The organism is Methylibium sp. (assembly GCF_965279545.1).
Taxonomy (GTDB): domain Bacteria; phylum Pseudomonadota; class Gammaproteobacteria; order Burkholderiales; family Burkholderiaceae_C; genus Methylibium.
Window position 1 is genome coordinate 3103113 of sequence record NZ_OZ257250.1, and the last position, 13202, is coordinate 3116314.

General features: G+C 68.7%; 13 protein-coding genes. 4 read left to right on the forward strand and 9 right to left on the reverse strand.

Annotated elements, in window-relative coordinates; genetic code table 11:
- Positions 1-28: 28 nt before the first annotated feature.
- Complete coding sequence (locus ACQY9S_RS14555) at positions 29-589, reverse strand: YaeQ family protein (RefSeq protein WP_428420504.1); 561 nt, start codon at positions 587-589, stop codon at positions 29-31.
- A gap of 12 nt (positions 590-601) precedes the next feature.
- On the opposite strand from ACQY9S_RS14555, the gene ACQY9S_RS14560 reads away from it, so the two are divergent.
- Together ACQY9S_RS14560 and ACQY9S_RS14565 are read left to right on the forward strand one after the other, a co-directional pair.
- Positions 602-907 (forward strand): hypothetical protein, encoded by a 306-nt coding sequence (locus ACQY9S_RS14560; RefSeq protein WP_428420506.1) that lies wholly within the window; start codon positions 602-604, stop codon positions 905-907.
- Positions 908-1096, forward strand: a complete 189-nt coding sequence (locus ACQY9S_RS14565; RefSeq protein ID WP_428420508.1) for a hypothetical protein — start codon at positions 908-910, stop codon at positions 1094-1096.
- 4 nt (positions 1097-1100) lie between these two features.
- Here the strand turns inward: ACQY9S_RS14565 and ACQY9S_RS14570 are convergent, their stop codons facing one another.
- Positions 1101-2990 (reverse strand): ABCB family ABC transporter ATP-binding protein/permease, encoded by a 1890-nt coding sequence (locus tag ACQY9S_RS14570; RefSeq protein WP_428420510.1) that lies wholly within the window; start codon positions 2988-2990, stop codon positions 1101-1103.
- Positions 2991-3032: 42 nt separating this feature from the next.
- Here ACQY9S_RS14570 and ACQY9S_RS14575 point away from each other — a divergent pair, with 42 nt between their 5' ends.
- On the forward strand, positions 3033-3464 hold the full coding sequence (locus tag ACQY9S_RS14575; RefSeq protein WP_428420512.1) for an acyl-CoA thioesterase: 432 nt from the start codon (positions 3033-3035) through the stop codon (positions 3462-3464).
- 12 nt (positions 3465-3476) lie between these two features.
- Here ACQY9S_RS14575 and ACQY9S_RS14580 read toward each other — a convergent pair whose 3' ends face one another.
- The 6 genes from ACQY9S_RS14580 to ACQY9S_RS14605 all read right to left on the reverse strand — a co-directional run bounded on the left by ACQY9S_RS14580 (position 3477) and on the right by ACQY9S_RS14605 (position 10035).
- On the reverse strand, positions 3477-4136 hold the full coding sequence (locus tag ACQY9S_RS14580; protein ID WP_428420513.1) for a sulfite oxidase heme-binding subunit YedZ: 660 nt from the start codon (positions 4134-4136) through the stop codon (positions 3477-3479).
- The gene (gene msrP / locus ACQY9S_RS14585) at positions 4136-5134 is read right to left on the reverse strand and encodes a protein-methionine-sulfoxide reductase catalytic subunit MsrP (protein ID WP_428420514.1); all 999 of its coding nucleotides are present in this window, start codon (positions 5132-5134) and stop codon (positions 4136-4138) included. The genes ACQY9S_RS14580 and msrP overlap by 1 nt, the downstream gene beginning before the upstream one ends.
- 198 nt (positions 5135-5332) lie before the next feature.
- Complete coding sequence (locus ACQY9S_RS14590; RefSeq protein WP_428420515.1) at positions 5333-5692, reverse strand: hypothetical protein; 360 nt, start codon at positions 5690-5692, stop codon at positions 5333-5335.
- 36 nt (positions 5693-5728) lie between these two features.
- Positions 5729-7147 (reverse strand): c-type cytochrome biogenesis protein CcsB, encoded by a 1419-nt coding sequence (gene ccsB, locus ACQY9S_RS14595; protein ID WP_428420517.1) that lies wholly within the window; start codon positions 7145-7147, stop codon positions 5729-5731.
- The gene (locus ACQY9S_RS14600) at positions 7144-9255 is read right to left on the reverse strand and encodes a cytochrome c biogenesis protein ResB (protein ID WP_428420519.1); all 2112 of its coding nucleotides are present in this window, start codon (positions 9253-9255) and stop codon (positions 7144-7146) included. Before ACQY9S_RS14600 ends, ccsB begins: the two co-directional genes overlap by 4 nt.
- A gap of 162 nt (positions 9256-9417) precedes the next feature.
- Positions 9418-10035: a c-type cytochrome gene (locus tag ACQY9S_RS14605; protein WP_428420521.1), complete on the reverse strand. Its 618-nt coding sequence runs from the start codon at positions 10033-10035 to the stop codon at positions 9418-9420.
- Between the two features lie 71 nt (positions 10036-10106).
- Between ACQY9S_RS14605 and yihA the strand changes: the two genes are divergently transcribed.
- Entirely contained in the window at positions 10107-10799 is a 693-nt protein-coding gene (gene yihA, locus ACQY9S_RS14610) for a ribosome biogenesis GTP-binding protein YihA/YsxC (protein ID WP_428420523.1), read from the forward strand.
- Positions 10800-10810: 11 nt separating this feature from the next.
- Here yihA and ACQY9S_RS14615 read toward each other — a convergent pair whose 3' ends face one another.
- Complete coding sequence (locus ACQY9S_RS14615) at positions 10811-13156, reverse strand: patatin-like phospholipase family protein (RefSeq protein WP_428420525.1); 2346 nt, start codon at positions 13154-13156, stop codon at positions 10811-10813.
- Positions 13157-13202: the final 46 nt, after the last annotated feature.

Below are 13202 nucleotides of genomic sequence, written 5' to 3' on the forward strand. Positions count from 1 at the left end.
CAGCGCCTGCGCATCGCCGTGGCGGCCGTCAGCGGACCTGCGATGCCTTGAGCTCGACCAGTTCCAGTGCCACCGTCTCCTCGCCATCGCCCAGCCACACCGTGCCGTCCTGCACCGTGCACTGCAGCTTCATCGTACGGCGGGCCAGCAGCGCCAGTGCGGCGCTCGCCTCGGCCGGGATCTGGCGCACGCGCAGGTTCGCGAGCTTCTCCAGCGGTCCGCGATTCTGACTCCACCACAGGCTGCCGCTGCGGCCGTAGATGTAGAGCACCACCTCGCGCGAGCGGTGACTGGCCTTGCGCAGCCACTTCTCCTCCGGCTGGCCGACATCGACCCACAGTTCGATGTCGCCGACCAGGCTGCGCTTCCACAGGTCGGGCTCGTCCATTTCGGTCATCGCGTTGGCGAACGACAATGGGGCCTGGTCCTCGTCTCCGGCATGCAGTGCGTAGGCGAGCAGCCGCACCATCATCCGCTCGTCGTTCTCCGACGGGTGCTGGGCCAGCGTCAGCGCGTGGGTGCCGTAGTGGGCACGGTCCATGTCGGCGACCTGGAGTTCGGCCTTGAAGACCGTCGATTTGAGAGCCATGGAGCGGATGCGATGCCAAGTAAGAAGTTCGAACTCGAGAAAAGCAAGGCGATGAAGACCTTGGGAAAGCTGGCGCAGTCTGGCACACCGGCGCGTTTCGGCACGGCAGCGGCGCCGGCCGTGGACCGGCGCGAACAGCGCCGCCTGGACCAGGCCGCCGGCCTGGTGCCGTTCGCGGCCAAGTTGCCGGCCGGCCTGGTCGTGGCGCTCAACGATGCCGCGCAGGCCGCTGGCCTGACGCCGGGCGAATGGCTGGCGCGCCAACTCAGGCCGCTGCTGCCCGGTTACCATGCACCCCAGCATCTGCAGGAGGGCTGATTGGCGACCCCGAACTATTCATACGAGAAGCGCCAGCGCGAGCTGGCGAAGAAGCGCAAGAAGGAAGAGAAGCTGCAGCGCAAGACCACCCCCGGCAAGGCGGGTGAAGAAGGCAGCGAGCCGAACCCGAACGACGCCGCCACCGGCGCGCCGCCGGCCGGCACGCCGCCTGAAGGCGGCAGCGCCTGAGCGACTAGCGCTGCGGCAAGGCACCGCCCGGCGCACCGGCCACGGCGTCGTCGCCCTCGCCGCCGCTCTGCTGCAGCGCCCACATCTGCGCGTAGGGCCCCTCGCGGGCCAGCAGTTCGGCGTGCGTGCCGCGCTCGACGATGCGGCCCGCCTCCATCACCAGGATCTGATCGGCATCGACCACGGTCGACAGCCGGTGCGCGATGACCAGCGCGGTCTTGTTGCGCGCCGCGGTCTGCAGCTCTGCCTGGATCGCCCGCTCGTTCGCTGAATCGAGCGCCGAGGTCGCCTCGTCGAAGATGACGATCGGCGGGTTCTTCAGCAGCGTGCGCGCGATGGCGACGCGCTGCTTCTCCCCGCCCGAGAGCTTGAGACCGCGCTCACCCACCATGGTGTCGTAGCCCTTGGGGGTCGACGCGATGAAACCGTGGATGCGCGCAGCCTGGGCCGCCGCCTCGACCTCGGCCTGGCTCGCCCCGGGCCGGCCGTAGGCGATGTTGTAGGCCACGGTGTCGTTGAACAGCACGGTGTCCTGCGGCACGATGCCGATGGCCCGGCGCAGGCTGGCCTGCGTGAGCTGGCGGAGGTCCTGGCCGGCGATCGTGATGCGGCCGTGGCTCACGTCATAGAAGCGGTACAGCAGCCGCGCCAGCGTGCTCTTGCCGGCGCCGGACGGCCCGACCACCGCGATGGTGTGGCCGGCCGGAATCTCGAAGCTGAGCTCGTGCAGGATCGGCCGCGCGGGTTCATAGGCGAAGCTCACGTTCTCGAAGCGCACGACCGGCGGCGCGTCGGCGCGAAGCTCGGTCGCGTCCGGCGCGTCGCGCACCTCGCGTTCGCGCTCGAGCAGGTCGAACATCTTGTCGAGGTCGGTCAGCGCCTGCTTGATCTCGCGGTAGATCACGCCCAGGAAGTTGAGCGGGATGTAGAGCTGGATCATGAAGGCGTTGATCATCACCAGATCGCCCAGGGTCAGGCGCCCGGCCACGACGCCCTCGGTGGCGCGCCACAGCATCGCGATCAGCGCGATGGCGATCAGCAGCTGCTGGCCGGTGTTGAGCAGCGACAGCGTCGACTGGGACTTCAGCTTGGCGCGGCGCAGCTTGTCCAGGCTCTCGTCGTAGCGTTTCGCCTCGAAGGCCTCGTTGTTGAAGTACTTGACGGTCTCGTAGTTCAGCAGCGAGTCGATCGCCTTGGTGTGTGAACTGGAGTCGAGCTCGTTCATCGTCTTGCGGAACTTGCTGCGCCATTCGGTCACCAGCACGGTGAAGGCGATGTAGACCACCAGCGCCGCGAACGTGATCCCGGCGAACATGGCATCGAACTTGACGGCCAGCAACGCGAGCACCAGGCCGACCTCTACCAGGGTCGGCAGGATGCTGTAGAGCGAATACGAGATCAGCGACTGCACGCCGCGCGTGCCGCGCTCGATGTCGCGCGTCATGCCGCCGGTCTGGCGCTCGAGGTGGAAACGCAGGCTCAGGGCGTGCAGGTGCTGGAAGACCTGCAGCGAGATGCTGCGCGCCGCGCCCTCGGTCGCCTTGGCGAAGATCAGTTCACGCAGCTCCGTGAACAGCGAGGTCGACAGCCGCAGCGCGCCGTAGGCCAGCAGCAGGCCGACCGGCACCACCAGCGCGGCACGCGGATCACCGAGCGGAATGGACAGCGCATCCACCAGGTGCTTGAGCAGCAAGGGCACGCTGACATTGGCGACCTTGGCCGTGATCAGACAGGCCAGCGCCGCGACCACCCGGACCTTGTAGGCCCACAGGTAGGGCAGCAGCTTGCGCAGCGTGGCCCAGTCGGAGCGCGCCGGCGCGGCCATCCCACCCGCCGGGGACGGCACCGCAGCGACCGCCGCCGGCGGCGGACTCAGGGTTTCAGCGCGACGCATCAATCACAATCTCCACAACGGTCCCACTCTGTCCAGTCCACCATGAACGACAGCCCGCACCATCAGCCCGGCCTGCTCTGCGCCAACCTGGCCCATGTCGACCCCGATCTGGCGCTGGTGATGCGGGTGATGCCGATGCCCGCCGACGCCAACCCCAACGGCGACATCTTCGGTGGCTGGATCATGGCCCAGGTCGACCTGGCCGGCGCCGTGCTGCCGGCCCGGGTCGCCCGTGGCCGCATTGTCACAGTGGCGGTGAACCAGTTCGTTTTCAAGCAGCCGGTGTCGGTCGGTGACCTGCTCAGCTTCTACGCCCGCGTGGAGCGCATCGGCCGCACCTCGATCACCGTGCACGTCGAGGTCTATGCCGAGCGCAATCCGGCCGCGCCGGTGGTGGTCAAGGTGACCGAAGCCAGCCTGACCTATGTCGCGGTCAACATGGATGGCAGCCCGCGCGATATCCCGCGCAGTTGAGGCCGGCCCGGTTCAGCTTGATGTCTTCGCGGCCGGTCGGCGCAAGCGCCGCAGCAGCCGCCAGCCCAGCAGTACCGAGAGGATGGCGGCGTAAACCGCCACTTCGGCGTAGTTGTGCTTGGCCGAGCGCATCCAGAAGAAATGCAGGATGGCGAGCAGCGCCACCGCGTAGATGAGCCGGTGCAGCGCCTGCCAGCGCTTGGCACCGAGCGCCTTGATCGCGCGGTTGAACGAGGTGGCCGCCAGCGGCGTCATCAGCAGCAGCGCGGCGAAGCCGACCAGGGCGAACGGCCGCTTCGGGATGTCGCGCGTGATGTCGGCGAGGTCGAAGCCCATGTCCAGCCAGGCGTAGCAGAGGAAATGCAGCACGCCGTAGAAGAAGGTGAACAGCCCCAGCATGCGCCGAAAGCGCGCCAGCGCCGGCTGCCCGGTCCATTGCCGCAGCGGCGTGATGGCCAGCGTGAGGCAGAGGAAACGCAGCGTCCAGTCGCCGGTGGCGCGGATCAGCGCCTCGGCCGGGTTGGCGCCCAGCGTGTTGGCGAGCGCACCATAGAGCAGCCAGGCGAACGGCAGCAGGCTCGCGACGAACAGCAAGGGCTTGGCCGCGGGGCGCAACAGCACCGACGCCGCGCGGCGCGGCGCGGCACCAGCCGGCAGCGTCGTCGCGCCCATCAGTAGTTCTTCGCGAGGTCCAGGCCGGCGTAGAGCTGCCCGACCTGCGCTTCGTAGCCGTTGAACATCTGCGTCGGGCGCTTCTTCTGGAAGATGCCGTCCTCGCCGATGCGCCGCTCGGTGGCCTGGCTCCAGCGCGGGTGGTCGACCTTGGGGTTCACGTTCGAGTAGAAGCCGTATTCTTGGGCCGCGGCCTTGAGCCAGGCGGTGCGGGGCTGCTGTTCGACGAAGCGGATCTTGACGATGGACTTGGCGCTCTTGAAACCGTACTTCCAGGGCACCACCAGCCGCACCGGCGCGCCGTTCTGGTTGGGCAGCACCTCGCCGTACATGCCGAAGGCAAGCAGCGTCAGCGGGTGCATCGCTTCGTCCAGGCGCAGGCCTTCGACATAGGGCCATTCGAGCACGCGCGAGCCGACGAAGGGCATCTGCTTCGGATCGGCCAGCGTCACGAACTCGACGTACTTCGCGTTGCCGGTCGGCTCGACGCGCTTGATCAGTTCGGCCAGCGAGTAGCCAACCCACGGGATCACCATCGACCAGCCCTCGACGCAGCGCAAGCGGTAAATACGCTCCTCCATCGGGCCGAGCTTGAGCAGCTCTTCGATGCCGAGCGTCTGCGGCTTCCTGACCTCGCCCTCGATCGCCACCGTCCAGGGCCGCGTCTGCAGCTTGCCGGCGTTGTGTGCCGGATCTTCCTTGCCGGTGCCGAATTCGTAGAAATTGTTGTAGCTGGTGGCGTCGGCATAGGGGGTCGGTTTCTCCACCGCCGAGGCGCCGGCCACGCCGCTGCGGGCCCCGGGCAGGGCCGCGAGTTTGCCGGGCCGGGCCGTTTGCGCGAGCGCCTCGCGCTGCGCCCAGCCGGCGAGCGCAGCGCCGGCACCGCCGGCCGCCAGCAGGTGCAGGAAGGCGCGCCGCTGCTCGTAGACCGTGCGCGGCGTGATCTCGCTGGACACGGGGTGGAGGGTGCCCAGGCGGGCGTGTCGAGGAGTCAGCATGGTCGGTGGCCCGGGAGGAGAACGCAGGGTTCGAAGGGTGCCGCCGGGCTGGAGTTCCGTGGCGACACCGGCATGCACAGCAGTCGCTGCGGCACGGCCGACCTTACAGCCGGCATCCTGCCGCTTCTCCAGGAACCTCCCCGGGATTCTCCTGGCCCGCTCGGAGCGGCCGCCGCAAGGCGGCGGGCCTGGGAGCGCTCAGAGGGTGCCGAAATCCGTCGAGATGATGCCGTCGTCGTCGCCATCGCCGTAGAGACGCAGCGCCCGGGCCGGCTTGCGGTCGCGAAAGCTCTTGCGCGCGTACAGCTTTTCCTGTGCCTGCACCGGCAGGTCGGTGATGCGCAGCACCTGGCGGGCGATCAGCACGTCGATCAGGTCCTCGAGCACGCGCACCACGTCGGCATCGAGCCTCGCGAACTCGCTTTGCGGATCGCCGGCACCGGGGCCGAGGAAGGCCTGCACGTCGGGATGCTCGGCCGGCACGAACTCCGAGCCTGCTTCCGGGTTGCGGTGCAGGCTCAGGATGCGGCCGTCGGTGTGGCGCAGGGCATAGGGCATGGCGCCTCGACTTTAAGCGGACCGGCAGCCCGCCGCTTACAACTGCCCGTAGGAGTGCAGCCCCGACAGGAACATGTTCACGCCGAGGAAGGCAAAGGTCGTGACCACCAGGCCGGTCAGCGCCCACCAGGCCGCCACGCTGCCGCGCAGGCCCTTCATCAGCCGCATGTGCAGCCAGGCCGCGTAATTGAGCCAGACGATCAGCGCCCAGGTCTCCTTCGGGTCCCAGCTCCAGTAGCCGCCCCAGGCCTCGGCCGCCCACAGCGCGCCGAGCACCGTGGCGATCGTGAAGAAGGCGAAGCCGACGGCGATCGCCTTGTACATCACGTCGTCGAGCAGTTCGACGGCCGGCAGCTTCGCCACGATCGGGCGGCGCAGCGCCAGCGTCAGTGCGAAGAAGGCGCCCACGCCGCCGATCAGGCGCATGGCCGACGCCAGCGAGCCGACCGTCTCGGCCTGCAGCGGCGCGAAGGCCGCGAAGGCGCCCAGGACCGCGAGCAGGCCCAGCGGCAAGGCAACGAAGGCGATCACCAGCGCGCGCGTGCCGGCGGTCTTGAGCAAATAGGCCCAGGCCACCATCGCCGACAGCGCGAAGGTGCCGTAGCCGACGAAGTTGGCCGGCACGTGCACCTTCATCCACCAGCTCTGCAGCGCCGGGACCAGGGGCTGGATTTCCTGCGCCTCGCGCGCCACCGTGTACCAGAGCAGGAAGCCGACCGCCGCGCTGACGACCAGCATCACGAAGGCGCCGAGCGAGCGCACGCTGCCCTCGCCGTTGCCGGCGTTGGCGGCCCGCCCGCTCACCGTGCTGGCCGCGCGCTGCAGGTAGTGCGCCTCGAAGTAGAGGTAGAACAGCGCCGTCAGCCACGCGAACAGCACGAACACCTCGTAGAGGTTGCTGACCGGGATGTGGCCGATATCGGCGCCGATCTGATGGCTCTCGTACCAGCGCACCATGGTGCCGGTGAGCGCCATGAAGACCGCACCCCAGGCGAGCAGCGAGCCGATCTTCTCGGCCGTGGCCTGGCCGGCGCGCCTGAAGAAGCCGATCCAGTAGAACAGCGTGCTCATGAAGAACAGCGTGCTCATCCACAGGATCGCGGTCTGGCTCGCGAACAGGTACTTCAGCAGGAACAGCTGCTGCCCGGCCTCGAGGTCGGCACCGAAGCTGTCGGTCGCGCGGCTGTACAGGCCGATCGCGAGGAAGCTGGCCAGCGCGACGGCGATCGCCAGCACGCGCAGCGGGCCCCAGAACCAGCCCAGGCTGATCACCAGCGGCGTCGCGCCGGCGAGGATGCCGAGTTCGTAGCCGTCCATGTGGGCGCCGTAGCGGCTGAACGCATAGCCCGCGCCGGCCACGACCAGCAGCGCAAAAACCCAGTCGAAGAGGCTGCGGCGCGTGAAGTAGCCGCCCGGGCCGATCATCAGCGGAGGGGTTCGGGTGGTGGTGTTCATGCGCTTGCCTTCGGTAGCAGGGTGTCGCGAATCTGCTCGAATTCGCGGTCCGTGTCGAGCGTCTGTCGGGTCGCGGACAGGGCGGTGGTCAGCCGCGTGCCGCCTGTCGGCAGGTGTTCGAGCCAGATCCACAGGCGGCGTTCACGCACATAGAGCATCGCGAACACGCCGACGATCAGGAACAGGCAGCCGGCGTAGACCAGCGTCTTGCCCGGCGTGCGCGTGACCTGGAACACGCTGGCCTGCACCTGGGTGTAGTCGTCCAGGGCCAGCAGCACCGGCGCCGGGTAGAAGAAGGCATCCGACAGCGACAGCACCGCCTGCGTCATGTAGGCCTGGGTGCCGTCGTCGGGGGTCAGCGCCTTCAGGCCGGCGCGCTCGCGCGTCAGGTTCAGCATCTCGAACAGCGTGCCGTTGAGGATGCGCAGCAGCACTTCCGATGTGCGGCCGCGGTCGGCTTCGGGCACGCTGCCTTCGAGGAAGTCGGACAGTGCCTGCAGCCCGCCGACGGGCTTCTCGCCGGCACGCGCCGACTCGATGCCGGCGAACAGGTCGAGCGCACGCTGCGCCGACACGGCGAGCTGCTGGGCGAGTTCGGGCTTGTCGGCCGGCGTGGCCCGCACCACGTAGCGCTGCACGGCCGCTTCGCGCAGCGGGCGCTCGTTCAGGCCCGTGCGCAGGCGCATCCAGCCCGCCAGGCTGCCGGCATCGTCGGCCGGAATGCGCAGGTAACGGAAGGGCTCGTTGGGGGTGTCGCGCACCCCGGCGAGGAAGACGCGCTGGCCCTCCAGCGTCAACGGCAGCATGTAGTTGCTGTACTCGCGCGCCTGGCCGGCCGCGTCGCGCAGCTTGTAGCTGATCGAGGGGCCGACGTTCTGCAGCGTCTTCTCGGTGCGCGTCTTCGCGCCGGACCCCAGGTGGCTTTCGAGGCGGTTGACGAGATCGACCGTGCGGACGTCGGTCCGACTCGCATCGGCCGCCGCGAGGTTCTCGACGTTGATCACGCGCAGGCCGGTGAATTCCAGCCCCAGCGTCTGACCATCGCGCTCGCTCTTGAGCTGGGTCTCGGTACCGACCTCGCCGTTCATCTCGAACGGTGCGCCGCCGGCCAGCGGCCAGGCCCGCAGCTTGAGCTTGGAGCCGCCGTCCTCGAAGCTCGACAGGTAGATCATCACGCCGCGGTGCTGCACCGGCTCGTTGACCTTCACGGTCGCGATCCGGGTCGCGCCGGTGTCGTGGTCGTGCAGCACGATGTCGCTGGCAAAGCGCTTGGGCATGCCGGTCGGGTAGAAGTCGACGATGAACTTCTTCAGCTCGATGTCGAACGGCAGCGGCTGCAACACCACGCCGTCCTTCAGCTGGATCACCGCGGTGCCGCCGCGCTGCCCTTCACCGACGAGGATGTTGCCGCGGTAGGTCGGATTGCCTTCGCCCAGCACGTGCTCGGCCGGCACATTGCGCAGCAGGCCTGCGCCCGCCCAGGCGGACTTGCCGAGCAGGGCCATCTGCGCACGCACCATCAGATCGCCGTCGAGCAAGCCGCCGATGCACACCAGCACGATCGCCGAGTGCGCGGCCAGGTAGCCGAGCTTGTTGGCGGAGCCCTTCTTGGCCGCCACCATCACGCCGCCCTCGCGCTCGTGCGTCCTGGCCTTCCAGCCTCCGGCGACCAGCAGCGCCGACACGCGTGCGAGGACCGCATCGCGCGGATCGTCGAGCACGCCCTCGGCGCGGTGATGGAAGGACTTCAGGCTGCTCGCACGCAGCTGCTCCTTGTAGACCCTCAGATCGACCAGGATCTTCGGCGCGTTGCGCGCGATGCACAGGCTGGTCGAGGCCACCAGGAACGCCAGGATCAGCAGGAACCACCAGGCGCTGTAGACCGCGTACAGGTCGAGCGCATCGAACACCTTGGCCCAGAACGGTCCGAACTGATTGACATAGTTGTTCAGCGACTCGTGCTGCCGGACCACGGTGCCGATCACGGAGACGATGCAGATCACCGTGAGCAGCGTGATCGAGAAACGCATCGACGACAGCACCTCGACCGCTTCGCGCAGCGTGCGCGAGCGGGTCGGCAGTTCGAGGCCGGTGGTGCTGACAGTCATGGAAGCTTCATTCGAGGGGCGAACAGGCAGAGGCGACGAAGGCTAGAAAGTTCAACCGGAATCCCGCACTGCCTCGATTCGGCGGCGACCGGCTGCGCATCGCACAAGCGCGAAGGCCGGCGACGAGCCGGCCTTCGGGGAAACCGCGCAAACGCGCCGCGGTCAGCGCAGCCCGGCGATGTAGTCGGCGACGGCCTTGAGCTCCTTGTCGCTCAGCTTGGCCGCAATCACGCTCATCTGCGCGTTGTTATTGCGCGCGCCGCCACGAAAAGCGACCAGTTGCGCCTCGGTGTAGTCGGCATGCTGACCGGCGATGCGCGGGAACTGGGCGGGGATGCCGGCTCCGGTCGGGCTGTGACAGCCGGCACAGGCGGGAACCTGCTTGTCGGCGATGCCGCCGCGGTAGATCCGCTGGCCCAGCACCACGGTGTCCTTGCCCTTCGCAAAGCCCGGCTTGGCCTGCTTGCTGGCGTAGAACGCAGCGACGTTGCGCATGTCGTCCTCGCTCAGCGTGGAAGCCATGCCCGTCATGATGGGGTTGCTGCGCTTGCCCGACTTGAACTCGGCCAGTTGCTTGGCGAGGTACTCGGGGTGCTGTCCGGCCAGGATGGGATTGGCCGGGCTGCCGCGCGAACCATCGGCCGTATGGCACGCGGCGCACACCGTGGTCGAGATCGCTTCGCCCTTCTTCAGGTCGGGCTTGGCAGGCGCCTTGGCCTCCTCCGCCAGAACCGGGGTCACGAGGGCGGCGGCCAACAGGAATGACAGGACAGACTTCATGGCGAGCAGATGGAGGAGTGAGTGGCGCACGGGTCAGACCCGACAGCTAACCCAAGATTTTACAATGCTGCATGAACACGCCCACCCCGGCGGTCCCGGACCCCGCCAAAGTGGCGCTGGCCTGGACCCACACCGCCCGATTCCTGACCACTGCCGCGCAGCTCGAACACCTGCCGGTCAACGAGCTGCCGGAGATCGCTTTCGTCGGCCGCTCGAATGCCGGCAAGTCCACCGCGATCAACCGGCTGACGCAGCAAAAGCGCCTGGCCTTCGCGTCCAAGACGCCCGGCCGCACACAGCACATCAACCTGTTCTCGCTCGGCCCGAAGGACGCACCGGACGCGCTGTTCGCCGACCTGCCCGGCTACGGCTATGCGGCGGTCGCGCGCGGCGCCAAGCTGCGCTGGCAGCAGGTGATGGCCCAGTACCTGGAACTGCGGCGCAGCCTCTCGGGCGTGGTGCTGATGGTCGATTCGCGCCTCGGCTTCACCGAACTCGACCAGCAACTGCTGGCCTTCGTCGCGCCGCGCGTCGGCACCGGCGAGATCAAGCTGCTGGTGCTGCTGACCAAGGCCGACAAGCTCAACCGCCGGGAGGCCGACGCGTCGCTCGCCAAAGCGCAGGCCGTGCTCGGCCAGCTGGCGACCGACGACGCCGACCTGAGCCTCGCGTTGTTCTCGGCCCTGAACCAACGCGGCGTCGGCGACGCCGCCCAGGTGCTGCACACCTGGGCACATGGCGCGCCCGTGGCATCACCGGCTTGACGGCAGGGGCGTCACGGCCGACCGAGCAGCAGATACAGCGCCGTCTCGCCCCGCGGCGCGTAGGCCAGGCCGAGATAGAGCGGACCGAGCCCCGTGTCGGCACCGAGGAAGGCGCTCATGCCGGTGCGCAGGTCACCGAGGCTCATCTGGCGGCGCTCGGCCCAGGCGTTGCCGGCCTCGAGCGAGAAGCCGGCGAAGAAGCCGCGCGTCAGTGCCGGCGGCGTGAGGCGGTAGTAGTAGCTGGCGCGCCCGAACAGCAGGTAATTGCCTTCGACCTGCCCCGGCTTGTAGCCCGACAGATTCTGGAAGCCGCCGAGCGTGTACAGGCCGCGCCCCAGCGGCGTGGCCCGGCCGGCGAACAGCGTGCTGCCGTAGAAGTTCAGCGTGTGCTTCGTGGCCCAGGTGGTGGCGAAGTTCACGTTGGCCTCGATGCGGCTGAAGTCTTGTTCGGCGTCGCCGGCGTCGCTGCCGTTGCGCACCTTCCCGCGCGCCACCTCGCCGACCAGCCGATAGCCTTCCTGCGCGAAGAAGGCGTAGTCGAGTTGGTCGACGACTGCACGCAATCGCAACCCCACTTCGCGGCGTTCGGTACCCTGATCGGCTGCGGCGAAATCGCTGCTGACGATGAGCGTCTTGTCGTCCCAGCGCTGCAGGTAAGGACCCAGGCGCAGTTCACCAAATTCTCCCCAGGGCTGGCCGAGGTCGAGCCCGAGGCGCACGCTGCTGCGGCGGAAGCGCCCGCTCTCGGGCCCCTCGGCGCTGGCGTAGGTGACGACCTCCTTGCGGTCGATGCTCGCCGTCGGCGCGATGAACCAGTCGCTGCCGAGCGAGGTGCTCCAGCCCAGCGGGTGGTACCACTCGGTGAGCCACCCCGGGTTCGAGCCGATCTGGACGCCGTTGCGCCACTCGCTGCCGGCAGCATCCAGCCAGCGCCAGACGTGCGCGATCTTGATGTTGAAGCTGCTGCGACCGCTGAAGTCGGTGGACAGGCCGATGCCGAAGCGGAAATAGTTCGGCCCCCAGGGCTTCTCCTCGAGGTTGAACACCACGCCGTCGTCGCCGGTCCCGTCGCGCACGAGTTGATAGTCGACGCGGGTGTAGTCGCCGCTGGCCGCGAGGCGGCGCGCGTCCCGCTCGGCGGCATCGGCAGCGAAGGGCTGGCCAGGGCGGGTTTCCAGCGCCGCGGCAAAGCGCCCCGGTTGCGTGACCTCGTTGCCCTCGAACTTCACGAAGCCAAGCGTGGGCTGCGGCAGCCCGGGCTGGGTGCGCGCCTGCGTCCAGGCCTGGTAGCTGGCCGCGTCGATGCCGTAGGGCTGGAGCTCCAGTACCTTCTGCGCGGTCTGCAGTTCGCCCAGCTCGATCAGCGCCGTGGTCTTGGCAAAATCGGCCGAGGTGAGCGCACCGAGCTGCGGCGCGATCAGCAGGTCGCGCGGCGTCAGCGTCACCAGGCTGCGCTGCACGTTCTGCTCGGTCAGGATGTTGATCATCTGCGAGGTCACCCCCAGCAGCGAGCCGAGCGTCTCGCGCCCGCCCAGCGGGGTGCCGATGTTGACGGCGATCACCACATCGACCCCCATCGCGCGCACCACGTCGATCGGCAGGTTGTTCACCAGGCCGCCGTCCCCCAGGATGCGGCCTTCGATCTCGGTCGGCGCGAACACGCCGGGCACACTCATGCTGGAGCGCATGGCGAGCGCCAGATCACCCTCCTTCAGCACCAACGGCTGGCCGGTCTCCATGTCGGTGGCAACGGCGCGGAACGGCGTGGGCAACCGGTCGAAGTCGCGCACTGCACGCACCGGCAGGGTGTAGCGGCGCAACAAGGACTCCAGACCACGGCTCGACAGCGTGCCGATCGGCACCCGCAGCTCGCCGTCGCGCAGGCCGATCTCGAGCGCCCAGGCAATCTCGAAGTCGGTTTCCTTGCGCCGCTGCGACAGCTCACGCCGCGCCACGCGGGTTGCGAACAGCTGGTCCCAGTCGACCTTGAGGAGTTCGCGCTCGAGCACCTCGGCGCTCATGCCACTGGCGTACAGGCCACCGATGATCGCGCCCATCGAGGTGCCGGCGATCGCATCGATCGGGATGCGCTCGCGCTCCAGCACCTTCAGCACGCCCACATGGGCGAGACCGCGCGCACCGCCCCCCGACAGCACGAGGCCGATGCGGGGCCGCCCCGCCGGCTGCAGCGGCCGTGCCGCGACCACCGGCGCAGCAGCCGCCGGCGCCGAGGCGGCCTGTGCGGCAGCCGGCAGCGGCGAAGCGCTCCCACCCGCCGATTCGACCGCAGCCGCGGGGCCGAAAACGCACACGAACAGGCACGCGCGCAGACATGACAGGACACGGCATCGACGCATGCCGCGATTGTGCGGTGGGCGCCTCGCCGCCGCCGCGGCAGCACCG